Annotated in this window: 22 protein-coding genes and 1 pseudogene; 5 read left to right on the top strand and 18 right to left on the bottom strand. The window is 70.9% G+C overall.

Going from position 1 to position 24,230, the window contains the following annotated elements; translation table 11 throughout:
* Nucleotides 1-2 precede the first annotated feature (2 nt).
* From ribD to DI276_RS51815, 10 genes are all read right to left on the bottom strand, one after another.
* Entirely contained in the window at nt 3-986 is a 984-nt protein-coding gene (gene ribD, locus DI276_RS02940; RefSeq protein ID WP_112261764.1) for a bifunctional diaminohydroxyphosphoribosylaminopyrimidine deaminase/5-amino-6-(5-phosphoribosylamino)uracil reductase RibD, read from the bottom strand.
* 14 nt (nt 987-1,000) lie between these two features.
* A complete protein-coding gene (rpe, locus tag DI276_RS02945; RefSeq protein ID WP_112261763.1) occupies nt 1,001-1,666 on the bottom strand; it encodes a ribulose-phosphate 3-epimerase in 666 nt (221 codons plus the stop codon).
* 26 nt (nt 1,667-1,692) lie between these two features.
* Complete coding sequence (locus DI276_RS02950) at nt 1,693-2,187, bottom strand: flavoprotein (RefSeq protein WP_112261653.1); 495 nt, start codon at nt 2,185-2,187, stop codon at nt 1,693-1,695.
* A gap of 10 nt (nt 2,188-2,197) precedes the next feature.
* Nucleotides 2,198-6,436: a hypothetical protein gene (locus DI276_RS02955; RefSeq protein ID WP_157984484.1), complete on the bottom strand. Its 4,239-nt coding sequence runs from the start codon at nt 6,434-6,436 to the stop codon at nt 2,198-2,200.
* Nucleotides 6,429-6,761 carry a hypothetical protein gene (locus DI276_RS02960; RefSeq protein WP_198680418.1) on the bottom strand — a complete coding sequence of 111 codons (333 nt, stop codon included), beginning with the start codon at nt 6,759-6,761 and terminating at the stop codon, nt 6,429-6,431. Before DI276_RS02960 ends, DI276_RS02955 begins: the two co-directional genes overlap by 8 nt.
* Before the next feature lie 136 nt (nt 6,762-6,897).
* Nucleotides 6,898-8,367 (bottom strand): RsmB/NOP family class I SAM-dependent RNA methyltransferase, encoded by a 1,470-nt coding sequence (locus tag DI276_RS02965; protein ID WP_112261656.1) that lies wholly within the window; start codon nt 8,365-8,367, stop codon nt 6,898-6,900.
* A 100-nt stretch (nt 8,368-8,467) separates the two neighbouring features.
* Nucleotides 8,468-9,394, bottom strand: coding sequence for a methionyl-tRNA formyltransferase (gene fmt / locus DI276_RS02970; protein ID WP_112261657.1), 927 nt, complete (start codon nt 9,392-9,394; stop codon nt 8,468-8,470).
* 2 nt (nt 9,395-9,396) lie between these two features.
* Entirely contained in the window at nt 9,397-9,945 is a 549-nt protein-coding gene (gene def, locus DI276_RS02975; protein WP_112261658.1) for a peptide deformylase, read from the bottom strand.
* Nucleotides 9,946-9,992: 47 nt separating this feature from the next.
* On the bottom strand, nt 9,993-10,142 hold the full coding sequence (locus DI276_RS49700; protein WP_157984485.1) for a hypothetical protein: 150 nt from the start codon (nt 10,140-10,142) through the stop codon (nt 9,993-9,995).
* A 141-nt stretch (nt 10,143-10,283) separates the two neighbouring features.
* A complete protein-coding gene (locus DI276_RS51815) occupies nt 10,284-10,553 on the bottom strand; it encodes a response regulator transcription factor (RefSeq protein ID WP_232836406.1) in 270 nt (89 codons plus the stop codon).
* A gap of 210 nt (nt 10,554-10,763) precedes the next feature.
* Here DI276_RS51815 and DI276_RS02985 point away from each other — a divergent pair.
* The 4 genes and pseudogenes from DI276_RS02985 to DI276_RS03000 form a co-directional block, all read left to right on the top strand.
* Nucleotides 10,764-11,066: pseudogene (locus DI276_RS02985) on the top strand (DUF6326 family protein); the annotation flags it as partial.
* Between the two features lie 5 nt (nt 11,067-11,071).
* Nucleotides 11,072-11,665, top strand: a complete 594-nt coding sequence (locus DI276_RS02990; RefSeq protein ID WP_112261765.1) for an RNA polymerase sigma factor — start codon at nt 11,072-11,074, stop codon at nt 11,663-11,665.
* Nucleotides 11,665-12,789, top strand: a complete 1,125-nt coding sequence (locus DI276_RS02995) for a hypothetical protein (protein WP_112261660.1) — start codon at nt 11,665-11,667, stop codon at nt 12,787-12,789. Before DI276_RS02990 ends, DI276_RS02995 begins: the two co-directional genes overlap by 1 nt.
* A 10-nt stretch (nt 12,790-12,799) precedes the next feature.
* A complete protein-coding gene (locus DI276_RS03000; protein WP_112261661.1) occupies nt 12,800-13,318 on the top strand; it encodes a DinB family protein in 519 nt (172 codons plus the stop codon).
* 69 nt (nt 13,319-13,387) lie between these two features.
* On the opposite strand, the gene DI276_RS03005 is transcribed toward DI276_RS03000, so the two are convergent.
* From DI276_RS03005 to ggt, 6 genes are all read right to left on the bottom strand, one after another.
* Nucleotides 13,388-13,666, bottom strand: a complete 279-nt coding sequence (locus DI276_RS03005; RefSeq protein ID WP_112261662.1) for a DUF3040 domain-containing protein — start codon at nt 13,664-13,666, stop codon at nt 13,388-13,390.
* 24 nt (nt 13,667-13,690) lie between these two features.
* Nucleotides 13,691-14,140, bottom strand: coding sequence for a GreA/GreB family elongation factor (locus DI276_RS03010; protein WP_112261663.1), 450 nt, complete (start codon nt 14,138-14,140; stop codon nt 13,691-13,693).
* Between the two features lie 119 nt (nt 14,141-14,259).
* Nucleotides 14,260-14,427, bottom strand: a complete 168-nt coding sequence (locus DI276_RS49705) for a hypothetical protein (RefSeq protein WP_157984486.1) — start codon at nt 14,425-14,427, stop codon at nt 14,260-14,262.
* Between the two features lie 7 nt (nt 14,428-14,434).
* Complete coding sequence (locus tag DI276_RS03015; protein ID WP_112261664.1) at nt 14,435-15,694, bottom strand: NAD(P)/FAD-dependent oxidoreductase; 1,260 nt, start codon at nt 15,692-15,694, stop codon at nt 14,435-14,437.
* An 85-nt stretch (nt 15,695-15,779) separates the two neighbouring features.
* Nucleotides 15,780-17,330: a PucR family transcriptional regulator gene (locus tag DI276_RS03020; protein WP_112261766.1), complete on the bottom strand. Its 1,551-nt coding sequence runs from the start codon at nt 17,328-17,330 to the stop codon at nt 15,780-15,782.
* Between the two features lie 95 nt (nt 17,331-17,425).
* Nucleotides 17,426-19,201, bottom strand: a complete 1,776-nt coding sequence (ggt, locus tag DI276_RS03025; RefSeq protein WP_112261665.1) for a gamma-glutamyltransferase — start codon at nt 19,199-19,201, stop codon at nt 17,426-17,428.
* Nucleotides 19,202-19,266: 65 nt separating this feature from the next.
* Between ggt and DI276_RS03030 the strand changes: the two genes are divergently transcribed.
* Nucleotides 19,267-19,755, top strand: coding sequence for a hypothetical protein (locus DI276_RS03030; RefSeq protein WP_112261666.1), 489 nt, complete (start codon nt 19,267-19,269; stop codon nt 19,753-19,755).
* On the opposite strand, the gene DI276_RS51820 is transcribed toward DI276_RS03030, so the two are convergent.
* Nucleotides 19,727-22,183 (bottom strand): primosomal protein N', encoded by a 2,457-nt coding sequence (locus tag DI276_RS51820; RefSeq protein ID WP_232836407.1) that lies wholly within the window; start codon nt 22,181-22,183, stop codon nt 19,727-19,729. The genes DI276_RS03030 and DI276_RS51820 overlap by 29 nt on opposite strands.
* Nucleotides 22,184-22,237: 54 nt before the next feature.
* Nucleotides 22,238-24,205: a phosphocholine-specific phospholipase C gene (locus tag DI276_RS03045; RefSeq protein ID WP_332874605.1), complete on the bottom strand. Its 1,968-nt coding sequence runs from the start codon at nt 24,203-24,205 to the stop codon at nt 22,238-22,240.
* Nucleotides 24,206-24,230 lie beyond the last annotated feature (25 nt).

A 24,230-nucleotide genomic window follows, 5' to 3' on the forward strand; every position in this document is an offset into this window, starting at 1 on the left:
TCCTAAGTTTGCGGAACCGCGCTGATCCGCAAGTCCGGTCCGCTCATGGTGACGTCTTCCACGGTCAACCGGACAGCGTCCGTGATGGTTGACACGCCCGCGTCCAGCACTGCCGCGGGGCCGTCCCCGAGCAGTGCGGGCGCGAGGTAGGCGAGCACGCGGTCGATTCTGCCCGCTTTGAGGAACGCGCCGGCCACGGTTGGACCGCCTTCCAGGAGCACGTCGACGATCCCGCGCTCGGCGAGCGCGGTCAGGACCTCGTCCGGGTCGTGCGTGCGCACGTGCAGCGCGGTGTGCCGGAGCTTGGCCCCGGCCGGCAGGTCGCTCTTGCCCACGACCACCGGCAACGGCTGGCGGGGCAACGGCATTCCGTCGTCGTCCCTGGCCGTGAGCGCCGGGTCGTCCTTCCTGACCGTGTTCGTACCGACGATGATGGCGTCGAGCTTCGCGCGCATCGCGTGCACCTCCTTGCGGGAGGTCTGCGAGCTGATCCACTGGCTGGTGCCGTCTCGGGCCGCGATCCGGCCGTCCAACGACGCCGCGTACTTCCACGTGACGTGTGGACGTCCCGTGCGCGTGTAGTGCAGCCACGCGCGCAGTGGGCCCTTGCTGACCTCATCAGCGAGTAGACCACTCTCGACCGTGATGCCGGCGTCTTCGAGACGACGCGCGCCGCCCGCCGCTTTCGGGTCCGGGTCGCTGACGGCGTGGATGACGTGCTTGATACCGGCTTCCTGGAGCGCTTCGGTGCACGGTGGCGTGCGACCGAAGTGCGAGCACGGCTCGAGCGTGACCACGGCCGTGCCGCCCCTGGCCTTCGTCCCGGCTTCCTTGAGCGCCATGACCTCGGCGTGCGGGCCACCGGGCGGCTGGGTGCCGCCGAACCCGACCGCCTTGCCGTGTTCGTCCAGGATGACGCAGCCGACCGGCGGGTTGGGGCTCGTGGTGCCCCGCACCCGTTCGCTCTCCGCGATGGCGAGCACCATCGCGTCCTCGGGCGTCACGGGGTTCCGGCTGACTGGGCCCGGGCAGCCTGGGCGCGCAGTGCTTCAACGGCCTTGCCGGGGTCGGCGGCGTCGTACACGGCGGACCCGGCGACGAAGCAGTCCACCCCGGCCTGCGCGGCCTGGTCGATGGTGTCGGCGTTGATGCCGCCGTCGATCTCCACGATCAGCTTGAGGTGCCCGGTGTCGACGAGGTGGCGGGCAGTCCTGACCTTGTCGAGCACGTCGGCCATGAAGCTCTGGCCGCCGAAGCCCGGCTCGACCGACATCACCAGCAGCGTGTCGTAATGCTTGAGCACGTCGACGTACGGCTCCAGCGGCGTGCCGGGCTTGATGCTGAGACCGGCCTTGCTGCCCGCGGCCTTGAGGTTCTTCGCGAGCTTGACCGGGTCGTTGGCGGCCTCGACGTGCACGGTCACGTTGTAGGCGCCGGCCTCGGCGTACCCGATGGCCCAGCGGTCCGGGTCCTCGATCATCAGGTGGCAGTCGATCGGGATGTCGGTGACCTTGAGCAGCGACTTCACCACGGGCAGGCCGAGCGTCAGGTTCGGCACGAAGTGGTTGTCCATCACGTCGACGTGGATCCAGTCCGACGTGGGCACCGCGGCGAGCTCGTCGGCGAGGCGCGCGAAGTCGGCGGACAGGATGCTGGGGGCGATCATCGGCGTGTGGACCACAAGGGTGAAGTCTAGGTGTCCAGCAGGTCGAGCAGCCTGCCGGGAGCCTCGTCCGTGACCACCACTCCGGCGTTCGTGAGCGTCGTCACGTGCGACTGCCACATCGGGTGGCGGCGCTTGTCCTCGCTGGCCTGGGGCATGACGACGACCTTGCAGTTCTCCACGCCGATCGCCTCGTTCAACGCGGTCAGCGCCTGGTTGTCGCCGATGCCCAGCGCCAGCTTGGCGACCGAGTTCGCGCTGGCGGGGGCGAAGATGAACGCGTCCGGGGTCGGGTAGGGCTTGGGCTGGCTCGGCAGGCGCGGGTTCCAGCGGATCTCGAGGTCGGTGAGGGCCTGGAGCTTCTCCAGCTCGTTCGCCTCTGCGAACCACGGGACGACCGTCGGCGTGAGGGTGATGGCCAGGCGCCAGCCGCGTTGTCTGGCCGGTTCGGCGAGGTCTGTGCGGAACCAGGATTCGACGCCGCCGCAGCCACTTGCGACCAGTCCGAGCAGCCCACGTGTCATGTGGACGATCCTAGGTCGGCCGGTTCGTCACGATCGGCAGCTCGGCGACGATCGTTTCGAGCAGGTCCGGTTCGATCTCGGCCAGGAGGTCCGCCGCCAACCGCCACCGGTCGAGGAGCAACGCCTGAGCGGCCAGCCGGCGTGCCCGCCCCGGGTCCTGGACCGCTGCCGCGATCGCCCGCAGCACCCCGCCTCGCCGCGCTGGTTCGTCGATCTCGGCCGCGGCCGTCTCCGAGAGGTCGAGGAGGGCTTCCTTCCTCGGGTTTGCCCTGCCGCTGCGTGCCAGTTCGAGAAATCCGTCCGCCCGATGTCCGTGGTCGGTGATCGCCTGCACGACCTCCTCAGCGGTGTCGAACCGTCCCCGCCACTGCAGATGAGCGCCGATCCTCGTCAGGGTTCGGCCCTGCCGTCGCAACGACCCGCAGGAGCCCGCGACGTCGACGGCGAGGGCGACTTCGTCCAGTTCCTCGGCGAGCACCTCCGCGACGCGGACGAGTGCCCAGGAACGCTTCGACTCGTCGGGTTCGCCCCGCGCGATCGTCACCGCGTCGTCAGCGGTCTCGGCCGCGCGAGCGACCTGTCCGACCGCCTTCATCTGCGCGGCGGCCTTGACCAGCGCTTCGGCCCTGTCACCGGCGTCAGCGATCGATCGAGAGACCTCGACAGCTCGTTCGATCAGTTCCGCCGCTTCTGACAGACTCTGCTCCGACGCCCGATTCGCGAGATCCACGAACGTCAGCGCACGCTGCCGACAATCCACGATGAACTCTGCAACGAGGACAGCGTCTGCACGGCTCTTGCGCCAGAGCCGCCAGCATGTGGACCTCAGTTCGAAGTCGACCAAGCGCCCCGCGGGTAGGGATCGCAGGATTTCCACCGCTCTGCTCACGTTCCCGCGGCTGCTGTGCCTCGCGGCGACGGCGGCCAGCACGGCGTTCCTCGCCGAGTCGCCCTGAACAGCGCGGGCCAGCGTCTCGGCTCGATCGAAGCGCCCGACCTCCGCCATCCTGGTGGCGACATCCCACATCGCCGTGTCTCGCAAATGTGGGTCGGAGACTGTTCGGGCGACCGCCTCGGCTTCCTCCACCAGCTCGTCGACGAGCGCCTCCTCGCCGTGCTGCTGCGCGAGCCTGGCCAGCATCGCGAACGCCTCACCGCTGCTCGAATCACCACCGAAGCGCCGGAGCATGTCCCTCGCCGCGGCCAGCCGCCCTTGAGACGCGACAGCCTCGACGGCACGCCACAGCACGTGGTGTCGAGGGCGGCTGTACGGCATCGACGCGCCGACCTCGGCAGCACGATCCGGCTCGCCCAGCTTGACGAAAGCGTTGACGACAAGCCTGAGTTCGTCGTCTGCCACGCCCTCCAGCGCGGCGGCGGCTCGTTCGACGATGCCCAGCCCTTTGTCGCGGTCCTGCGCACCGACCACCTCGCCGAGCACGACGAGGGGGCGGACCGTACACGCCGGTTCGGTGATGTGGTCGATGATCCGCGCCGCCTGATCCACGTGGCCTTGCCTGGCCGCGGCTGACGCCAGGCAGGCCAGGGCTTCGCCCAGTCGCGTCGGCTCGGCCAAGGCACGCGACACCGCCTGTGCCGTCGCGGCCAGTCTGGTTGCCCGAGCCAGATCACCTGATCTCGCGGCCTCGTGTGCCAGGAAGGTCGTCGCGGCCACGCGGTGACCGGTGTGCGGTGTGGACGTGGCCAGCGCCTCGGCCGCGCGCTGATCGAGTTTGGCGAGCCGGAGCACCAACAGCCACAACAGCTCACCTTGGCGGACTGGGTCAGCAACACCACGTGCGACCGCGGCCGCGTCGGCGATCAGCTCGCAGGCAGCGCCCGTGTCGCCGATCCGCACCATCACGCCGACCAGCACGGCCAGTGCGTTGGTGCGCGCCACAGGATCGGAAATAGCGCCGGTGAGGTCGACGGCACGGGAGCGCAGCTGGTCCGCTGCCGCTGCGTCTCCCGATCTGACGAGCGTTTCCGCCAACGAGGACAGCGCGCGCATCTGCTGTAACGGTTCGTCGATCGAGTTCGCGACGGCCAGTGCGCGCTGCCGGTCGCCGACGGCCGCGGTCACCACGGAGCGCAACGCCATGCCGCGCTGGCCCGGGTTTCCGATGCCACGTGCCAGGTTCTCGGCCGAGTCCAGCTCGCCGAGCCCGGCCAGCACCGACACCACCGACTCGACCGCGATGTCCCGGATGTTCGGCAGCGAGATGGATTGTGCGACTTCGGCGGCCACTTCGGCTTTCGCCAGAGCCTGCGCACGATCACCCGAGCGGCCAAGGCACCGAGCGTGGTAGACGAGCACCGCGACCTGCTGTTGAGGGCGGAGCTCCGAAACGTCGGTCGTGGCGCGACCGACGGTGACCTCGATCATCGCCAGGGACCGCTGCTCGATGTCGTCGATCTCCTGCGCCAGTTCGGCGGCCGCCTCGACCTCGCGCGCGGACACCCGGTGCGTCACGAGAGCCCGCAACGCCTGTCCTCGCGTCGACGAGCGCGAAATGGACCGGGCCACCTCCAGCGCGGTGTCCGGCTCGGCGGTCATCGTCGGCACCAGCAGTCCCAGCGCGATGTCGCGGTAGTAGGCATCCGTTATCTGGCGTACGAGAGCCACCGCCGCGGGCATGTCGCCGAGCTTCACGTGCACGTCCGCGATCGCCCTGATCGCGACGTACTGGCGAACCTGCTCCAACTGCCGCACTGCCAGCGACTCTGCCCGCGCACGTGTCCCGTGTGCGCCGAGTGAGTCGCCCGACGCGGCAAGTGCCTGGGACACCGCGAGCACCGCGTTGCACCGTCGGAACGGGTCGGCGATCGACGCGATGACTGCCTCCGTCCGGCCGTGCTGCCCCAGCAGCGTCAGCACCGCGGGAAGTTCCGCGGACGTCGTCGCATTGCACTCGATCAGGTGATCGCGGTGCACTGCCAGCCGAGCGAGGGAGACGAGGTCCGGATCGTCGGCCTCGGCGAGCGCGTGCTGCGCGGTGGTGATCTCCGCCAGGGCGAGGGCGTCGCCGCCGGACACGGCCAGCAGCCGGTCCTGCCGGGCCGCGTCGGTGGCCATGGAGACCATGCGGCGGACGTCCCCGCTGGCGCTCAGCATGTTGTAGTAGCCGCGCAGCAGGTATTCGGGCGTGTCCTCGGGCCAGCGTTCCCGCTGCCAGCGGTCCGCCCAGGAGTGCAGATCGTCCCGGTAGCCGTCGAGCTCCTTGTCCTTGCGCAGCCTGTCCTCCGCTCTGCGCTGAAGCTCTTCGTGGGCCAGCAGGTAGACATCCGCCGCGTCCGGCGTGAAGTGGCCGGGACGTGCCGCGAAGCTGCGGCCGGACACCGTTTCCAGGTACCCCTCGACCTCCGACAGCTTCGCTCCGGTCAGCGCGACCAGGTCGGCGGCGGTGAGGCCACCGCCGGCGGCGGTCACCAGGCCGAGCAGGTCGTGCGCGGTCCCGCCGCCGCGCAGGAGTTCGTTCAGGTCGTTGACCATGTCCTCGCGAACCGCTTCGGCGTGCGGGGACGGCACGAGCTCCACCACGCTGCTCGGGTCGCGCAACGGGTGGTCGTGCGGCACGTCGGCGGGGATCGGTGGATTGGGCCGTCCGGACACGATGACGCGCATGCCGTGTACGGGGGCCAGCGGCAGCAGCTTGGCGATGCTGTGCGAATCAGACCCGGTGTGCACACCGCGATCCTCATCCAGACCGTCGACCACGAGGACCAGGCGCTCACCGCGTTCCCGGCAGGCCGCGGCCGCGTCCTCCAGCAGACCGAGGAGGTGGACCTCCAGGTTGGCAGCGGTGAGAAACGGCGGCATCGGCTCGTCGAGGAACTCCAGCAGCTGTTCCATGACGACGGTGATGAAAGCGTTGCGGTCGTTCTGATCGGCCAGCCGGGCGGTGATGAAGAAGGACACGATCCGCACGTTCTCCAGCGGGTGCAGCACGAACCACGCGAGCAGGGCCGACTTGCCCGACCACGCGGGCGCGCGCAACCAGCGGTAGGGGCTCGGTACCGAGTCCGCGGTGCAGAAGTCCCGCAACGCCTGGAGTTCGGGGACGCGGCCGGCCAGCTCTCCCGAGAAGATCCGGCGGACCTGCACCAGGTAGCGGCTTCGCACCGCGGGCCGGGAACCGATGGTCACGTTCCCGATGAGCACGCCCGTGTTGGCGAGACCTCCGGCGGCATGCGCCGCACCGGTACCGGAGACGTCGATGCGCCTCGGCGAGGGACCGCGATCAGTCAAATCGCACGCCCGAGTTCGCGGCCCCTCCCGAGGTCGCCTCGCCGGTGCGTTCGACCACGACGTTTCCCTGCGCCGGGCCCATCACCCCGGTGTTGGCCGTGCCGCTGCCGGTCGACGTCGCCCTGCCGGTGTCCTTGACCCGAACGCTGGTGCCGGGCGTGCGCAGGGCTACCCACACGGCCACGCCCACGGCGGCTACCGCGAACACGGCTGACGTCGCGGTCGCCACCCGGTTGGCGTCTTCCCACCGTGCGACGGCGAACCAGCCGGCCAGGCCAGCCACCGCCACGCACGTCAGCGTCAACACGACTCGTGCCACAGTCACGGGAACAACATCGCAGAAGGCACCCGATTCGTCACCGTCGCGGAATTGCCTGACCCCGCCGCCGCCCTGCGGTCACCCGAACAAGTGAACTCCGCAACCGTTGCACCCTAAGGACGACGACAGGGTCCAGAACCTGTCAGACCCCGTCGCTAGCGTCCTTCCCGAGCGCTCGAACAGGGCGTCGCAGCACCGAGCAGAACATCGCGTCGGTGCCGTGCAGATGAGGCCAGAGCTGGACGTGCGGCCCTTCCCCGAGGTCCGGAACTCCCGGGAAGAGGTCCCGCGTGTCGAGCACTTCGGCCCCCGTCCGCCGCGCGACGTCCGTCACCACCCCGACGGTCTCAGAGAGATGAGGTGAGCACACGACATAAGCGACCACGCCGCCAGGACGCACCAGTCGCAACGCCTCGGTGAGCAGCTCCCGCTGCAGCTTCGTGAGCGTGCCGACGTCGGCGGGCTGGCGCCTCCACCGCGCCTCCGGGCGCCTGCGCAGTGCACCGAGACCGGTGCAGGGCGCGTCGACCAGAACCCGGTCGAACGCTCCTTCGACGAAGTCGGTCTCGCGGCCGTCGGCCACGTGCACGGTCACCGGCAGGCCTGAGGTGATCTTGCGCACGAGCTCCGCGCGGTGGGGTGCCTTCTCGACGGCGATCAGCTCGCCACCGTCGAGGCCGACCAGTGCGGCGAGCAGCGCGGCCTTGCCGCCAGGGCCGGCGCAGAGGTCCAGCCAGCGGTCGTCCGTGCCCTCTAGGGACGCGCGTGTGAGGGCAAGTGCGCACAGCTGGCTGCCCTCGTCCTGGACGTGGGCGAGGCGTTCCCGGACGGGCTCGAGATCGCCCGGGTCGCCCGCCCCGGCCTCCAGGTGCACGCCGTAAGGCGAGTAGGGCGCCACATCACCACCAGTGATGGCGGCGAGCTCATCGGCGCTCACCTCGCCAGGACGTGCCACCAGGTGCACGGCGGGCCGAGCGTCGTCCGCCTCGAGGGCGCGCTTCAGCGGCTCCTCGCGGCTGCCGAGGGCCTCCGCGAACGCCTGCGCGATCCAGCGCGGGTGGGCGTGGGTGAAGGCGAGGTTGCCGATCGGGTCGGTGTCCGGGTCGGGCGCGAGCTCGTCGACCCAGGCGGCCTCGTCCTGCTCGGCGACCCGGCGCAGGACGGCGTTGACGAAGCCGGCGATCCCGGAGCCGAGCTCGGCCCGCACGAGGTCGACGGTGGAGGCCACCGCCGCGTGCGACGGAATCCGCGTGCGCAGCAGCTGATACGCACCGAGCCGCAACGCGTCGAGCGCCGATCCGTCCACTTCGGACAACGGCCGGTCGGAACACGCCTCGATGACGGCGTCGAGCAACCCCTGTGCCCGCGCCGCACCGTAGGTGAGCTCAGTCGCCAGCGCAGCATCACGGCCAGTGATGCGACGCTCGCGCAACAGCTGCGGCAGCACGAGGTTCGCGTACGCATCGCGCTGGCGCACCGCCCGCAACGTCTCCAACGCGGCAAGCCGAGCCGGGTCCTCCACAGGCGGCCGGGAGGGCCCGGTCCGCCGCCGCGGCGGGTGCGGCCTGCTGGGGCGGGAAGGCTTGGAAGCTCCTCGCGAGTAGCCGGTCATGCGATGCACTCTCCTGCTGCGGCACGGACAACGCGTGCCGAGTTCGTAGCGGCCGGCAAGCGTCCGGAGGCCGTGCGACGGCCGGATGTCCCGGAGCACGTCATGAGATGCGCTCCCCTGCTTCGATGCGCACGCCGCGAGCCCAGTCGGTGGCGGCCATGCGCTTCTTGCCCTGCGCCTGGACCTCACTGAGGGCCACGGCGGTGGTCGCCGTGCCCACGAGCACGCGCTTGCGTTCGACCAGCACCTCGCCGGCGGGCAGCATCACGTCGTCCACGGGCGTCACGGGGCCGAGCTTCAGCCGCTCGCCCCGGAACTCGGCCCACGCGCCGGGTTCGGGCGTCACGGCGCGGGCCAGGCGGTCGACGGCTGCGGCGGGCGTGCTGAAGTCGAGGCGCGCGTCCTCGACGGTGATCTTGGCGGCGTAGGTGACGCCGTCGGCGGGCTGCTCGACAGCGCGCAGGGCGCCGTCCTCAATGCCGTCCACAGTGGACAGAAGGAGGTCGGCCCCCGAGATGGAGAGGCGGGTGAGCAGGTCGCCGGAGGTGTCGCGGTCGCGCACCTTCTCGGTCACGACGCCGAACACGGGGCCCGCGTCGAGCTCCTTGACGATTCGGAACGTCGACGCGCCGGTGATGTCGTCGCCGTTGCGCACGGCGGCCTGCACGGGCGCGGCGCCGCGCCAGGCGGGCAACACGGAGAAGTGGAGGTTGACCCAGCCGAACTTCGGGACGTCCAGAGCGCGCTGCGGCAGCAGAGCGCCGTAGGCGACGACCGGGCAGAGGTCGGGTTCCAGCTCGCGCAGGCGGTCGAGGAACTCGGGGTCGCCCGCCTTAGCGGGCGTCAGGACCTCGATGCCGTGCTGGTCGGCGAGCGCGGCCACCGGCGAGCGCTCCAGGCGGCGGCCTCGGCCGGAGGGGGCGTCGGGGCGGGTGACCACGGCGACGACGTCGTGGCGGGGAGAGTCGAGGAAGGCGCGCAGCGAGGGCAGTGCGACCTCGGGCGTGCCGGCGAACACGAGTCGCATGGTCAGCTGGACCTGCCGAAGAGTGGGTGCGGGCTCTGCTTCAGAGTGGGGACCGTACCGTCGAACCACTCGGCCTGCCGGATCTCCCTCATGGCCTGCTTGCGCGTCTCGGCGTCGAGGCGGTCGAGGAACAGCACGCCGTCGAGGTGGTCCGTCTCGTGCTGGATGCAGCGGGCCAGCGTCTCGGTGCCCTCGACCTCGATCGGCTCGCCGTGCATGTTCCAGCCCTTGGCCACGACGTGCAGGTGGCGCTTGCAGTCCCACGACATGCCGGGGATGGACAGGCAGCCTTCCGGGCCGTCCTGCATCTCCTCGCCGACCACCTCCCACGTCGGGTTGACGAGGTGTCCCGCGAAGCCGTCGCAGTGGTAGGTGAACACGCGCAGCCCAACACCGAGCTGAGGCGCGGCGAGTCCTGCTCCGCCCGCGTCCTGCATCGAGTCCCAGAGGTCCTTGACCAGGGTGCGCAGTTCCTTGTCGAAGTCGGTGACCTCGACGGCGGCGGTGCGCAGCACCGGGTCGCCGAACAGGCGGATGGGTTGGACGGTCACGCAGTGCTCCTCGTGGTGGACTGGGGGCCAGTCTACGAGGAGCGCGGTCAGTGCTCGGACGCGCTGCCGAGGAAGATCACGCCCACCAGCGCCGCGAGGAAGTGGCCGGTGAACCGCAGCGCCGTCAGCACGGGGCGGAACAGCGCGTGGAAGTTGACGTGGGCTGCCGGAGCGCCGGAAACAGTGTGCGTCGTCATGCCGTCAACTGTGCCGTTCGCGCAGGTCAAACCACATCGGCTCGCAGTATCGAGCCGGTGTCAGCCCGAGGTAGGAAGATCACGCGCCGACCTCGGCCGGAAGGCCGATGTCCCCAGGTCATGAGGCTGAGGCGGCACCGGTCAGCCGGTCAGGCCGGCGTCGTGCGAGAGCAGGGTGATCTGGGTGCGGTTGTTGAGGTCGAGCTTGGTCAGGATGCGGGACACGTGGGCTTTGACCGTGGCCACGCTCATGAACAGCTCGCGCCCGATCTCGGCGTTGGAACCGCCGCGCGCCACGGCGATCGCCACCTCTCGCTCCCGGTCGCTGAGCCGACTCAGGACGGTGGCGGCGTGCCGTCGCCTCGCGTCGGCGCCGGTGTGGCCGAGGTGGGCGATCAGCTGCCGGGTCACCCGTGGGCGACAGCATCGGCTCGCCCTCCGCCACCCGGAAGATCGCCCGCAGGATGTCGGCGGGCGGGGTGTGCTTGAGCAGGAAACCGCTGGCGCCGGCCCACAGTGCGCGGAGCACGTGTTCGTCCGTGTCGAAGGTGGTCAGCACGATGATCTCGGGCGGGTCCGGCCGCGAGCGCAGCTGCTCGGTGGCGGCGGGGGTACGCGGAAGAAGTCCGGATCACCGACGTGCTGCTGGTGGCGTCCGCGATCATGGTCGAGATCCCGATCCTGATGGTCGTGCTGTCCCGGACGCTGAAGCCGGCCACGTACTGGTGGACCACCGTCGCCGCGGTCACGCTGACCGCGGTCTTCATCATCGGCGGCGGTTCGACACGCCCGCACTACTTCGTCCTCGCCACCATCGAGCTGGTGCTCATGGCACTCGTGGTGCGGCAAGCCTGGCAGTGGCGCGCACGTGCAGGAAGATCGGGTGCAACGCTCGGCCTGGAGGTGGACACCTCCAGGTCATGAGGCTGATGCGACCGAGCTGGGAGGGGGCGGCCGCCGTGTCCGACGACGCCCCGTCGGACGCCGACCTGTGGGCACGAGGTGATGAGCAGGCGTTCGGTGAGCTCTACGACCGGTACGCCGAGGCGGTGTGGAACCACGCCTACCGGCTGACCGCGTCGTGGTCGACCGCCGAGGACCTCACGTCCGCGACGTTCCTGACGGCTTGGCGCCGCCGCACCGAGATGACTCTCGTCCCGGACAGCGCGCTGCCGTGGCTGTTCACCGTGGCGGGCAACCTGGCGCGCTCAGAGTTCCGCCGCAAGGCCAGGTTCAGCCGTCTCCTGCTCCGCGTGCCCCGCAACGACGTGCAGCGCGACCACGCCGACGAGGTCGCGTCGTCCGTCGACCACGAGACCCGTCTGCGCGAGGTGCTGCAGGCGGTCGAGCGCCTGCCGCGCGCCGAACGCGAGGCCGTGGAGCTGGTCCTGCTGGGCGAGCTGACGACCGCCGAGGCCGCCGAGGTACTGGGCGTGGCCGAGGTGAGCGTCCGTTCGCGGATCTCCCGTGCCCGTACCCGCCTGCGCAAGGAACTGCCCAGCGACACCCTGGAGGTGCAGTGATGACCATCAACCTGCCGCCTCTCCGCGAGCTGCCCGCGGACGTGAAGGAACGCATGCGCCCGGCCTTCACCGAGGCCTCCACCCGCCGCAGCCACACCCCGCTCGCCGTGGCCGCCGCTGTGGCGCTGCTCATCGCGGGCGGTGTCGCCGTCACGCACCAGATGACCAGGGACGCGGACCCGGCGGACGGCCGCGTCGTCAGCCCGTCCGGCCTCGACGTCGATCGATGCCGCGCCGCGCTGAATGACCGGAGCTGGTCCTCCAGCAAGATGGTGGTGTTCGGTCTGCACAAGGTCCTCGTGGGCGATGATGGGCGCTTCTGCGGCCTGACCCGGTCCAGGGCGATCGTCATGAGCGCCGACGCGCGTCCGCTCCAGATGGAAGCCGGTTCTCTCGTCTTCCGCTCCGAGAACATCATCGCGGGCGTGCCCCCGCTCGGCGCACGGCAGGCGCGGGCACGCGAGTTGAGTCCCGGCAACAGCAGCCGCGGTTCCACCGCCTCCGTCGTCACCCCGGAGTTCTTCGTCACCTACGCCGCCACCGGGACCAACGTCACCGAGATGGTCTTCGACGACCGCACCATCCCGGTCGCCGAAGGCACCGCCCCGGCGCTCGCCACGAAGGTCGACAGCTTCGACAGCGGCGACGGCAATCCCTGGACGCCGGCGAACCTCCTGGCCAGGTGCGTCGACAACGCCGACCGCCAGGGCACCCCTGCCGAGGAGTTGCAGGGGTGGGAACCGCTGATCAGCACCAGCACCACCGGCGACCGCGGAATGTCACTGGCCCACCTCGGTCACCGGAAGTGGGCCACCTGCACCTTCTCCCAGTTCGGCGCCGACATCCTGGCCACGGTCGACGCCGGCGACCCGGACAAGACGGTGCACTTCAGCGGATTCCACCTCGGATCCGAGTACACCCTCGTCGGACGCACCAACCCGCTGGCCAAGACCATCGAGCTGTACTCCGGCAGCACCCGTGCGGCAGTCGTGGACGTCGCCGACGGCTTCTTCATCGCCACCGTTCCCGTCTCCACTGCCGGCACCAGGACCGGAGTGCCCGACCTGCAGGTCATCGCCCGCAGCGCCAAAAACGAGATCGTCTACCTGGGCGGGTTGGGCTGATCATGGCCGTATGACCTGGACGGCACCGCAAGTCGAACTGACCGAAGAACCGCTGCTGGGCGCGGAACGCCCGATGCTGGAAGCGTGGCTCGACCGCCATCGGGCCACGTTCCTGCGCAACTGCACGGGCCTGACCGGCGAGCAGCTCGCCGTGGCCAGCACGCCTCCGTCCAACCTCACCCTGCTGGGCCTGATCCGCCACCTCGCCGACGTGGAACGCGTCTGGTTCCGCATCCGCGTCGCCGGCCAGGACGTCAAGCCCCGCTACAGCGAACCCCCGAACTGGGACGCCGCCTTCGAGCACCTCGACCCGAACCGCGCCGAGTCCGAGTACGCCGACCTCGTCGCCGAAATGGCCGAGGCCCGCACAGCCGTCGCCACGCGAGATCTCGACGACACCTTCGTGCACGCGCGGTGGGGCGAGATCTCGGTGCGGTGGCTCTACATCCACATGATCGAGGAGTACGCGCAACACAACGGCCATGCCGACCTCATCCGCGAAGCCATCGACGGCCGCACGAACACGTAGCGCACCCACCCGCGACGAACTAACGGCCGTGAGCACTAGTGCGGGGGTCACGGAGGCTTGCGCGTGGTGTCAGTCGTGGCGGGTGCCCGGCCAGATCCGGCGGTCCAGCGCTCCCCACGCCCACCCGGCCACCAGGGCGAACGCCAGTGCGCCGGCGGGCTGTCCGAGTGCCAGCAGGAACACGGCCAGCAGGCCCGCGACGATGATCAGGGCGGACCAGGCGTGGCTGCGGCGGTCGCGCGCGGGAGGTTGTTCGGCGCGTTCGAGGGTGTGGGCGAGCGCGGGGTCCTCGTCGCGGAGCCGGCGTTCGATCTCGCACAGCGCTTGGCGTTCGCGGTCGCTGAGCACGACACACCTCCTGGACGGGTGGGGTCAGCGGGCGTGCGCTCTGCTGTAGGGCACGGCGTTGAGCAGGGTGACGCGAACCGTGGCGCCGCTGGGCACGCGGTAGGCGTGCTGTTCGCCGCGGCGGGCGCCGTTCACCGCCGCTCCCAGTGGGGAGTCCGCGGAGTAGACCTCGATCTTGCCGTGTTCCGCGCTGCGGACGCCGAGCAGGAACGTTTCGGTTTCGCCCGTGTCGTCGAAGCGGACGGTGAGCACCATGCCGGGTTCGGCGATGCCGTCGTCCGGAGGGTCCTCGCCGACGACCGCGTTGGTGAGCAGGTCGCTGATCTCGCGGATGCGCCGGTCGCGAGCTTGCTCTGGCACGACTCCCGACGGGTCGTCGTGCTGGAGGCGGGCGGGCGCGAGCAGTGCCGTCAGTTCGTTGCGGAGACGGTGGTGCGCTTGAGGTGTCAGCCAGACGCGTTGGGTGGTGCTCATCGTGGTGCCTCCGGGGTGAGTGCCGTCAGGGCGGTCTGGGGGGAGGTACCGCCCTGACGGCGGGGGCGTCCGTGCTGGCCGGATTGGTCGGCCCGCGACCCGCACGGACTGGGGAAGGGTCAGTGGTGGCGATCGGCGCGCCGGAGCATCGTCTCGACGTCGTGGGCGTAGCCGGTGGCCACGCGCAGGAGGATGTCTCGCTGGACGCGGAGGAAGTCGTTTTCCGCCCGCAGCCACGCCAGTTCGGCTCGCTCGTCGTCCGTCAACGAGGTGTGTTCGGCTGCCACGTCGCGGTCACCTGAGCGGGTCGAACTCGCGCAGGGCGGCGGGCTGCTTGCCGGTGGTGATCTGTTCCGCGAGCAGGCGGCCGGTGATCGGGCCGTGCGCCAGGCCCCACATGCCGTGCCCGCCGGCGACGTAGACGCCGGGCGAGCGGGTCGCGCCGATGAGCGCCCGCCCGTCCGGGGTGACCGGGCGGGGGCCCACCCAGACGTCGGTGCGGTCGTCCCAGCGCACTCCGTCGAGCAGCGGCCGGACCGAGGCGATGATCGCGTCCACGCGTGCCTCGTCCAGGGGTGCGTCCGGGGCGCGGAACTCCATGGTGCCCGCTACGCGGAGGCCGCTCTGGTAGGGCGTGCACGCCACGCGGGCCTCCGGCAGGTAGACCGGGCCGCTGACCGGCTCCCGCACCGGCACGGTGAACGAGTAGCCGCGCCCGGCCCGCACCGGTGTGCGGACACCGGATCGTGCCGCCAGCCTCGACAGCCAGGCGCCGGTGGCGACGACGGCCACCTCGGCGGCGATCGTGTTGCCGTCCTCGGCTTTTACGACGACACCGGCGTTGTCGTCGTGGATGTCGGCCACGTCGAACGAGCGGATCGTGGCGCCTCGGGCGACGACCGCTCGGCCCAGCGCCCGCACGAACTCGCCGGGGTCGACGAAACGCTGTCCGTCGATGCGCACACCTGTCGTGAGCGCTTGCGAGGCAAGCGGGACCTGCTCGCGCAAGTCTGTTGTGGACAGTTCGTGGTGCTCGACCGGTTGTCCCGCCGCGGCGAGCCGGCGCAGTTCCCGAACCAGGCTCTCGGCCTGCGCGCGAGACGTGAAGGCGGCGGTGATCGGCGCGGCGACGGTGGGCACCTCGACGCCGTTGGCCGTGAGCACGTCATAGGCTTCTATGCACTCGTCGTTGAGCGGGAGGTTCGCCTTGACCGCCCTGGTCCAGGACGGCCACCTGCAGTTGGCGGCGAACCGCGTCAGGAACGACCACAGCGACGGGTCGGCGGTGAGCGGGATGTGCAGCGGCGCGGCCGGGTTGAACAGTGACCGCAGGCCGTAGCACAGCACCGCCGGTTCGTTCAGCGGGATTGTCAGGCCCGGCGCGATCCAGCCGGCGTTGCCCCACGACGCACCGGCCGCGACGCCTGCTCGGTCGACCACCGTGACCTCGACGCCGCGCTCCTGCAGGAACCACGCGGTGGACAGCCCCACCACACCTGCCCCGACCACCACCGCTGAGCGCGGGGCGCCGTCGAGGCGTTCGACGCCGACCATTCCGGCCTCCTGTCATCGCTTGTCCCGATGCCAGGATGCGGCGAGCGCGGCACGAACCGGGTGTCCGTTGCGCACAATTGAGTGGTCAGCGGTTGTCGGTTTCCGACACCTCCGCGGCCGCCAAGTCGATCATCATCGCGACCCGCTTGCCGGCGTCGTCCAGGTCGAGGCTGGTCACGTCGCCCATCTTCCGCAGCCGGTTGCGCACGGTGTTGCCGTGCACGCCGAGCCGCTCACCAGCCGCAGCGAGGTCACCCTGCGTTTCCAGCCAGGCACGCAACGTGGCCACGTAGCCGGTGCCGTGCTGAGCATCGTGCCGGCGCAGTTCCGCCACCGGCCCGCGCGCGGGCGTGCGGCCGACCCGTGCCGCCGAGCGCAGGCGCTGCAGCAGGATCTCGTCCCACGACTCGTCATACGCAGGCGGTGCGGTGTCACCGGTGTGCGTCTCGTGCAACGCAAGGCACTCGTCGGCCTCCTGCCGGCCCGCCGGCAGGTCCGCGGCCTCGGCGACCGAGCTGATTCCCGCCGACACCGTCACCTGCACGGGCAACGCCGCCCTCAGCGCCGCCAGCCAGTCCCGCGCCGCGGCCACCGGCTCGCCCGGCAGGATCGTGTACACGGTGGTGCCCGACAACGCACTGCGTCCCGGTCGCGACCAGCCGAACCCGGTGGTCGCCTGTTCGAACGCCAGCAACACGGCCGCGTGCCGCTCGTCGCCGATGTGCGCGCGAACCGCGACGACCCTCGCCGGGCCCGGCGGCAACCCGAGCTGGCTGACCACGGTCGCGGCGTCCGCGGTGCCCTCCAGCAGCCGGAACACCAGCTCCGACTCGACCTGGCGCTCCAGGTCGGCGCTGGCCCGCAACCGCAGCAGGTGCAGCGCCACGGTCCGGGCACCGTCGGTCAACGCGGTGTGCCGGGCACCTTCCAGCGGACCGGGGCACGCCACCCAGATCGCCCCCAACAGCTCGCGGCCCACCCTGACCGCAACCACCATCCGCCCGGTGAGGCCTCGATCAGGTCGCCCGGCGACGTACAGCGGCTCGTCGGAACCCAGCAGGTGCGCCCGCACGCCCTCCTCGTCGAAGAACTCCCGCACCCACGAGGGCACCTGCCGGCCCATGATGGTCTCCAGCCGGGCCGCGTCGACCTCCTGCTGCGGGCTCGAGTACGCCAGCACGCGCGACAGCCGATCTTCGATCGTCACCGCCCCACCGGTGGCGTCGGCGAGGCTGTCGGCCAACGCGAACAGATCGGTCGGGCCGCGCCCCGACTCGGTCTCCCGGCCCTCCAGCACCAGGCCGTAGACCACACCTGCCAACTGGCTCCACGACAACGCCGGATCGGCCAGCATCACCGCGACGCCCGCAGCCTCCCCCACAGCGACGGCGTCTGCCAGGAACTCCTCATCGCCCCGTACGAGCACAACGACCGCACGCACCGCCACGGCCCCACGCACGGCATCGGCCACGGACTCGGCGCCGACGGCGAGGAACACGTCGCCGCTCTCGGCACGACCGTCGGTGACGTCCCGGAGCACCACGCCGCGCAACTCCGCGGACCGCGGCACCGGGCAACAGCACAACCGGACCCCGTACCCACCCAGCACGTTGACCAGCCGGTCCAGCCTCACCATCAACACACCGTAGCCGCCGGGCCCGAAACGCCGCCGTCCCGCGAGCGGCGTGGTGAAACGCGCTCGCGGGACGACGGACAGGGTCGGTGGCGGGCTCAGCCCACCCACACCACGCGGGCGGCACCACCCCCGCGCCGCGTCGGTTCGGCAACCGCGCGCCAGCGGCCGTCCTTCGTGCGTTCAACGGCGGTGGCGGCGCCGATTTCGGCGTTCTGGCTGAACTTGTGGCCGATGGCCTGCAGGCCCGCGGTGGCCGCGGCGGCGATGAACTCCGCCTCGGCCGGGGTGGTGTTCGTGGCCGAGTTGCGCTGGGAGGCGCGTGGGGCCGCCACAGCGTCACGCAGCGTCATGTTGCGGTCCAGGCGTCCGATCAGGATCTGGAGGACCGTGGTGATGATCGTGGCGCCACCCGGTGAGCCGACGGCGAGAACGACATTGCCGTGGTCGAGGACGATGGTCGGCGCCATGGACGAGCGCGGGCGCTTACCGGGGCCGGGCAGGTTCGGGTGCGGGACGCCGGCGGTCGGGGCGACGAACTCGAAGTCGGTGAGCTCGTTGTTGAGCAGGAAGCCGCGGCCGGGAACAACGATGCCGCTGCCGCCCTCCGCCTCGATGGTCAGCGTGTAGGCGACCACGTTGCCCCAGCGGTCGGCGACCGTGAGGTGCGTGGTGCGTTCGGCGTCCTCGCGCAGGTTCGAGGGACCCGCAGTGGCCTCGCACGGCTTGGGGTTGTTCGGGTCCGCGGCCGGCTGCGGAGCCGGCAGGACGGCGTCGGGCTTGATCAGGCACGCGCGGGTGTCCGCGAACTTCTGCGAGAGCAGGCCTTCGGTCGGAACCTGGCTGAAGGCCGGGTCGCCCACCCAGCGCAGGCGGTCGGCGAACGAGAGCCTGCTCGACTCGAGGAAGCGGTGCAGGTACTGGACGTCGGAGGCCTTCGAGAGGTCGGTCGACTCCAGGATGTTGAGAGCCTCGCCAACGGTCGTGCCGCCGGACGACGGAGCCGCCATGCCGTAGACGTCGAGGCCGCGGTAGCGCGTGTGCGTGGGGTCGCGGCGTTCCACCTGGTAGCGGGCCAGGTCGGAGATCTCCATGGCACCGGGGCGGACGTTGCGGGTCGAGCCGGGCACGACCGGGGGCTGCTGGACCGTCTTGACGAGGTCACGGCCCACCGCGCCGCCGTAGAGCGAGGCGAGCTCGGTGCGGGCCAGCTCGCGGTAGGTGTCGGCGAGCTGCGGGTTGCGGAACGTGCTGCCGACGGCGGGTGGCTGACCACCCGGCAGGTACAGGTCGCGGGTCGAGGTGAAGTCGGCGAAGCGGGCGGCGTTGTTCGCGATCTGCGAGTTGAACGTCTTGTCAACGACGAAACCACGCCGTGCCAACGCTTCCGCGGGCGCCATGGCGTCGCGCAGGTTCAGCGTGCCCCACTTGCGCAGGGCCTGCTGCCACGTCTTGGGGGTGCCGGGGACGCCCACGGACAGGCCGCTGGTCATCGCCTCGGAGAACGGGAGCGGCTTGCCGTTCTCGACGAACAGCTGTTCCGTCGCAGAGCGTGGGGCCGTCTCGCGTCCATCCAGAGTGGACACCCGGCGGGTGCGGGCGTCGTAGTGGACGAAGAAACCGCCGCCACCGATGCCCGCGGAGAACGGGTCGGTCACGCCGAGCGCGGCGGCCGTGGCCACGGCGGCGTCAACGGCGTTGCCCCCTCTGCGGAGCACGTCGATGCCGATCTGGGAGGCGTCGGGGTCGACGCTGGAGACGGCACCGCCCCAGCCGACCTGCTCGGGCACGCGAGGAGGTGGTTCCGCCGCGCTCGCGTGAGCAGGCGCGACCAGTACGACGGAGAGCGTCAGTGCGGCAACCGTTCGCAACATGCGGAAACTTCTACTCCGTTGCGACCGGATGGCAACCCTGCTTGAGGAAGGCCTAAGGTGCGGAGGTGGATCTTGACCGGTTGCGAACGGACTTCGCGAACACCCCGCTCGACGAGGCCGACCGCGAGGAGGCGCTGCAGCAGCTCCTGCGCGACCGTCGCGAGGGCGACGCGGACCTGCTGCGCCACCTGCTGGCCGAGGAGACCGCCGCCCACCGCGAGGGCTGGGGCCTGAGCGAGGCGATGGGTCTCGCCGCGCTGCTGCTCGCCGAGTGCGGCCGCGAGGAGGACGTCTGGACGTTGTGGGAGGCCAAGAACGCCTCCTTCGACACCATGGCCGGCCTCGACGGCTTCCTGCTGTTCCCGGCGGGCATCGCGGGCACGACGGCGCACGTGATCGCGGGCGAGGACCACCCCGAACGCGGCGACCTGATGACGTACATGAGCGAGTACCTCGAGTACGAGAAGCTCACCGACGACGACATCCGCTCGCACATCGCGAACCTGCGCTCCTACTACGAGGGCCCTACAGGACTTCCAGCGGATCGAGCTTGATGCGCACCAACTCCTGTTCTTTTCGGGCGGTCCGCACGGCCTGAGCCTCGGCGAGGACGGCGGCCAGCCGGCGGCCTTCGGCGCGGGCGACCCGGACCAGGGCGCGCTCCTTGGTCTCGTCGTCACCCAGCGGCACCGGTCCGAGGATCTCGCCGCTCGGCGGCAGGTGCAGCTCGTCGAGCAGCGCGTTCACCGCGTCCGGCGTGCCGTCGACGGTCGCCATCCGCACGGCCGGCGGGAAGCCCAGCTCGGTGCGCGCGGCGAGTTCGGTCGCCGCGTGCCACACCGGGTCCCACCGCACGAGCGCCTGGACCGGCGTGAGCGAGGAGTCCGCGATGACGACCACGCGACCGTTGCCGGGACGGACCAGTCCGGCCGCCGTCATCCAGCGGCGGAGTGCCTCCTCGGACGCCCTGAGGTCGGCCCGGCCCAGCAACGCCCACCCGTCGAGCAGGAGCACGGCGCCGTAACCGCCCTCGGCGACGGGTTCGGCACCCGGCGTCGCCACCACCAGCGCGGGCTTGCCCGGCACCTTGGGCAGGACCTCGTCGGCGCCACTGGTGCGCACCGGATACCCCGGGAACGCCCGGCCCAGCTCCTCCGCCGTGCGCCGCGCGCCGATGATCTGGCCGCGCAACCGCCGGGAGCCGCACGTCGGGCACCGGAACCCGGCCTCCGTCGCGGCGCACCACCGGCAGTACGCGGGCTTGGGCAGCCCGTCCTCGGTGCCGCCGGGCAACGCCAGCGGCCCCGCACACCTCCGACACCGGGCGGGACCTCGGCACTGCCCGCAGGCGAGCGCCGGCACGTAGCCGCGGCGCGGTACCTGGATGAGCACCGGGGAGTCGGCCAGCGCGAAGCGGGCCGCGTCGAACGCGATGGACGGCAACCGCGCGGTGCGGGCAGCCGGGTCCTTGACGTCCTGCCACTCGTTGTCGCCCACCGAGACCACGCGCGGAGCCACCGCTCGCAACGTCTCGCGGGAGGCCACGATCTCGTGCGCCCAGCCGGTCTCGACCAGCAACTGCGCCTCGGCGGTACGGGCAAAGCCACCGATCAGCAGGGCCGCACCGGACATGTGCGCACGCTGGACCAGCACGTCGCGCACGTTCGGATACGGCGACCGCTGCTCGACGTGGAGGTCGTCGCCGTCGTCCCACACGACCAGCAGTCCGGGGTCCTTGACCGGCGCGAACGCAGTGGCCCGAGTGCCCACCACGACCCGCGCGATGCCCCGGCGGACGGCGAGCCAGCGTTTGTAGCGCTCCGAGGGCCCGAGGTCGGCGGAGAGGGTCACCACGCCTTCGATGAGCCGGCCGCACGCCTCGGCGACGCGGGCGAGGTCGCGGTGGTCGGGCACGACGATGACCACGCCCTTGCCTGCGGAGGCGACCGCGGCCGCTGCTTCGGCCAGTCGCGCGGGCCAGTCTTCGGAGGGCAGGGCTTGCCAGACGGCGTGGGCTGGACGGCCGGCGTGCAGGGCTTCCAGGTACTTGGGGCCGCGGGGGTAGCGGGACCAGGCGTCGGCGGGGACGGGCGGAAGCTGCGAACGCGGAGGTGACGCTGGGCCAGCGGGTGACGCTGGGGTCGCAGGCGAGGCCGGGTCCGCAAACGGCGCCGGAGCTAGCGGTGAGGCCGGGTCCGCAGACGACGCTGGGTCTGCGGGCGGCGCCGGGTCCGCCGGCACAGCCAGGGCCGCAGGTGAGATCGAGTCCGCAGACGACGCCCGAGCTAGCGGTGAGGCCGGACCCGCAGACGACGCAGGGTTTGCGGACGGCGCTGGGTCCGCGGGTGACGCTGGGTCCGCGGACAAGGCAGGGTCCGCGGGCGAGGAGTCGGCAATGGCGTCGGCGGGAGCCTCGGCTCCGGCATCTGCTGGTGCCCCGGACGGCGACGCCGCAGGTGCCGATGGCGGGACAGCCGACTCGACGGACCCCACGACGAGGGTTGTTGCGGAGGAACTCGCGGGTGCAGCCGACGGCGGCGCGGCGCTTGCCCAGGCCGGGGGCTGGGGCAGTGGCGCCGGTTCGCCTGGCGCGGCCGCTTCCGCGCGGGCGTGGCGCGGAGGGATGGCCAGGCGGAGGACGTCGATCATGCCGCCCGCGTACCGGTCGGCGATGGCGCGTGCCAGCACCGCGATCTCCGGCGCCAGCACCGGTTCGGGTGACACGACTTTTTCCAGGAAGGCGAGCTTTTTGTCGTAGTCGGAGGTTTCGGTGCGCTCCAGCAGGTAGCCGTCGACGAGTTGGCCGGCGAAGCGGACGCGGACTCGGCAGCCTGGCACGGCCACCGCGTCCAGTTCGGACGGAACCGCGTAGTCGAAGGGGCGGTCCAGGTGGGCCAGCGGCACGTCCACCACGATGCGGGCGACCGGCAGCTCAGCCGCGGGGACTCGTTCGCCCCGTCTTGCTCCGGTCTTCGCGCTCATGCAATTGGTGTATCAGACCGGTCCGACAGTCACGCGGCGCGCCTCGCCGAAGCGTCAGCCCGAGATCGACTCCTGGCCGTTCTCGATGTGACCGCACAAGCGGCGGCGGAAGCGCGGCTCCTCCTCCACCGTCACGGTTAGGTCGTACCAGCCGGAGTTCATGACCGTCAGCCACGGGATGACGTGCCGGTGACCAGGACGCACCACGTAGCGGCGGCGGCCCAGCACGAAGGTCAGGCGGGATGAGCCCGTGTTCTCGAACGTGAGTGTCAGCACACGGCTGTAGCCGCGCACCGACGACGACACGCGAGCACGGTCGGAGGACGTCCCGGCGAACTCACGGCGGAAACCGTTCGGGCCGAGCAGCACCAGGTCGTGATCACCAGCGACCTCAAGAGAAGCCGACGAGGCCACGTCGAAGTGCTGCGGCAACGGGAACTGTCCCGAGTACGGGTACAGGGCCAGGTGCACGGAAGCGGAACCCGAGTTGGTCATCTCCAGCCGTGAGCCGCGCAACGACGCGTCGGGCTGGTACGGCAGGGCGCGCGCACGGCGGCGTCCAGGCTCCTGCTCGGGCATCTTCTGGGACGACGGCGGCGCGGGGCGCCAGCGCGGTGTGGCGGGCGGCACGGCGGCGGGCTCGCCCACCTCGGGCCAGGTGCGGCGGCGGTCGAAGTCGAACGCCGAGGTCAGGTCGCCGGAGACGGTCCGGCGCCACGCGGAGATCTCCTCCGAACGCACGCCGGTCCACTTCTCCAGGAACTGCGTCATCGACGTGTGGTCGAACACCTGCGAGCACACGTACCCGCCGACGGACCACGGCGAAACGACGGTCATCGGCACGCGCGCGCCGAGGCCCAACGGTCGGTCGCCCACGTACTCATCTGCCACTGACAACGGCGGGCGCGGCGGCGGCACGTGGTCGTAGAAGCCGTCGTTCTCGTCGTAGGTGATGAACAGGACCGTGGACTCCCACACGTCCTGATTGGACGCCAACGCGTCCAAGACCTGGTAGGTGATCGAGGCGGACGCAGCGGGTGATGACGCGCCGGGGTGCTCGGAGTCCACAGAGGACGGAACGAGGTAGGACACCGCCGGGAGACGGCCGGCGGCCACGTCGGCCCGGAACTCCTCCCCCAGCCCGCCGGGCTTCACGCGATGCAGTCCCCGCACGTACAGGGACTTCTCCGCCGCCGACAAGCGAGACAGGTCGATGGCACCGATCAGCGCGGGGTCACCGGTGCCGTACAGCTTGTCCAGCGACTTGAACCCCGGCGGCAACACCTTGCGCGCGATCTCCTTGAACCGCACGAAGAACTCCAGGTTGTTGTCCTGGAAGTTGTCCCACTCCTGGTAGACGCGCCACGACTGCCCGGCCGCCTCAAGACGTTCCGGATAGGTCTGCCACGAGTACCCGGCGTGGTTGTCCTCGTTGTAGGCCGCGTTCCCGGTCGCACGGGCACCGGACGGCTCGAACCCGGTGTACCCGGACACCCAGTAGTTCCGGTTCGGCGACGTCGAGGAGGGCACCGAGCAGTGGTAGGCGTCGCACAGCGTGAAGGTGTCGGCCAGCTCGTAGTGGAACGGGAGGTCCTGCCGCGTGTAGAACGCCATCGTCGCCGCGGTCTTCGCCGGCACCCAGTTGTCGTTCCAGCCGCCGCGCAACGCCGCGTGCCCGCCGTTCCAGCTGTGGTCGAGGTCGCCGATGTACTGGATGTCGCGCCCGGACGCCGCCTCCCGCACCGGGAACGGCAGCACGCCGGACTGCGAGAACACCCCGCGCAACGCGTTCCGGTCGGAGAACCCGCGCACGCCGCGGAGAGTGCCGTAGTAGTGGTCGAACGAACGGTTCTCCTGCATCAACAGCACGACGTGCTTGATCGCGCGCAAGCCTCCCGCACGGGGCTCACGGGCCAATGCCGCATACACCGATGGCGGCAGCAACGTGCCCGCACCAGCAGCAGCGACGGCAGCCATGAACCCACGACGAGAGAGCGACATGAAACGAGTTTCTAGTCTCATATGGTGTCGCGGAACCAACCCACGT

The organism is Lentzea terrae, assembly GCF_003265345.1.
In the GTDB taxonomy this organism is placed as follows: Bacteria; Actinomycetota; Actinomycetes; order Mycobacteriales; family Pseudonocardiaceae; genus Lentzea; species Lentzea terrae.

Coding starts and splice junctions, on each gene's coding strand:
- ggt (WP_112261665.1), bottom strand. CDS start 19,201: ATGTTGCGAACGGTTGCCGCACTGACGCTCTCCGTCGTACTGGTCGCG.
- DI276_RS03020 (WP_112261766.1), bottom strand. CDS start 17,330: ATGGTGAGGCTGGACCGGCTGGTCAACGTGCTGGGTGGGTACGGGGTC.
- fmt (WP_112261657.1), bottom strand. CDS start 9,394: ATGCGACTCGTGTTCGCCGGCACGCCCGAGGTCGCACTGCCCTCGCTG.
- rpe (WP_112261763.1), bottom strand. CDS start 1,666: ATGATCGCCCCCAGCATCCTGTCCGCCGACTTCGCGCGCCTCGCCGAC.
- ribD (WP_112261764.1), bottom strand. CDS start 986: ATGGTGCTCGCCATCGCGGAGAGCGAACGGGTGCGGGGCACCACGAGC.
- DI276_RS02995 (WP_112261660.1), top strand. CDS start 11,665: ATGACCATCAACCTGCCGCCTCTCCGCGAGCTGCCCGCGGACGTGAAG.
- DI276_RS49700 (WP_157984485.1), bottom strand. CDS start 10,142: ATGACGACGCACACTGTTTCCGGCGCTCCGGCAGCCCACGTCAACTTC.
- DI276_RS03045 (WP_332874605.1), bottom strand. CDS start 24,205: ATGAGACTAGAAACTCGTTTCATGTCGCTCTCTCGTCGTGGGTTCATG.
- DI276_RS03015 (WP_112261664.1), bottom strand. CDS start 15,694: ATGGTCGGCGTCGAACGCCTCGACGGCGCCCCGCGCTCAGCGGTGGTG.
- DI276_RS51820 (WP_232836407.1), bottom strand. CDS start 22,183: ATGAGCGCGAAGACCGGAGCAAGACGGGGCGAACGAGTCCCCGCGGCT.
- DI276_RS03000 (WP_112261661.1), top strand. CDS start 12,800: ATGACCTGGACGGCACCGCAAGTCGAACTGACCGAAGAACCGCTGCTG.
- DI276_RS02990 (WP_112261765.1), top strand. CDS start 11,072: ATGCGACCGAGCTGGGAGGGGGCGGCCGCCGTGTCCGACGACGCCCCG.
- DI276_RS03010 (WP_112261663.1), bottom strand. CDS start 14,140: ATGAGCACCACCCAACGCGTCTGGCTGACACCTCAAGCGCACCACCGT.
- DI276_RS02965 (WP_112261656.1), bottom strand. CDS start 8,367: ATGACCGGCTACTCGCGAGGAGCTTCCAAGCCTTCCCGCCCCAGCAGG.
- DI276_RS02950 (WP_112261653.1), bottom strand. CDS start 2,187: ATGACACGTGGGCTGCTCGGACTGGTCGCAAGTGGCTGCGGCGGCGTC.